The sequence below is a fragment of the Acinetobacter sp. NBRC 110496 genome, from assembly GCF_000876115.1.
Lineage (GTDB): Bacteria > Pseudomonadota > Gammaproteobacteria > Pseudomonadales > Moraxellaceae > Acinetobacter.
Window position 1 is genome coordinate 1 of record NZ_BBTF01000139.1, and the last position, 1,214, is coordinate 1,214.

Sequence of the window (1,214 nt, forward strand, 5' to 3'; positions counted from 1 at the left end):
TAAACACCCCCTAACTAACGTTAGGGGGTGTTTTTTATGCGCGGAAGAAAATGAATAAGAATAAAAAGCATGAAATGTTAGAAATATTGACCTGACTGGTTAACTTTTATGAGTATTGAAAGGTTATTCTATTTATAAAGAAAAGATAAGTACTAAAAATAACAATGGAATGCTAAATCTAATAAGGAGTAAGTATGAGTAAAGAGAACTGGGAAATTCAATTTATCAAACCTTGTCGATTTTTGAATGAAGAGCATCGTTTGTTAACTCCTGAGTATACTTATCAATCGATAGCTAAAGGTAGAATGGTTCAGATAAACCTTGATAATTGTTCAATTCAGAGAATGGAAGAACTAACAGAAGATGCTACTGTTAGAGATGTTGAAGCTGTGGGATTGCTTCCTCTTTATGAAATTCTTCAGAATGGGATGATTAGCCTTACTTGTATTGGTATCAATGAGATGCCTGATTGGAGGGTAAAAAATGCTGAAATTGCATACGAAAGGTTTTGTAGAAAGTTCTGGCCAGGACATAAGAATGATAAAGAAGCGACGCGTAGAAAATATGACCCAGAAAGTAAAGAAAGGAAAGTTAAGTTTGCTGAATTAAGTGAGGGGGCTCGAAGTGTTTATGGAATTGCCTATGTTGCCATTTTACAGATTCAGAATATTCATCATAACTATTCGAGTATTACGCCAGAAAAGAGATTTGAAATATACCTTCATAGTATGATTGGTTTACTGAATATCGTTAGTGGATTTGAACTAGAAATTGCTAAGTGGGCGTTTTGGGAGCTAAACATGCAGGAGATCAATCAACTAACTCCCACTATTAAAGAAAGACGTAGAGATATTAGAGAAAACTTCGCTAAAGTAAAAAATACTATCTCCAAATGTCAAGAATTTGCTTTTGATGCTGCAATGGATCTGCATTGGCTTAGTGGAGCGAACTTTTCTGAGGATTTTGGTCATGATATTGAAATTAATGGAACTCGACTAAAATTGGATAATTGGATTGGTACAAACGATCACAAGTTGTATCGAATAAGTCGATGTATTCATTCAACTTATTATGAAAATTCAACCATGAAAAGATTGGCTATAACTCGTGAGAAAGAACTCAGTTCCAATTTATATTGGAGAAATGTCGATGAGATATCAAAAGAGATTTTGAGTTATAGATACCATAAGGGGTATTCTGTGGATAATAAATTA

Annotated in this window: 1 protein-coding gene; it reads left to right on the forward strand. The window is 33.8% G+C overall.

Going from position 1 to position 1,214, the window contains the following annotated elements:
* Positions 1 to 194 precede the first annotated feature (194 nt).
* Positions 195 to 1,214: hypothetical protein (locus Aba26S_RS20925; RefSeq protein ID WP_043975167.1), on the forward strand; the 1,020-nt coding region annotated here is incomplete at its 3' end.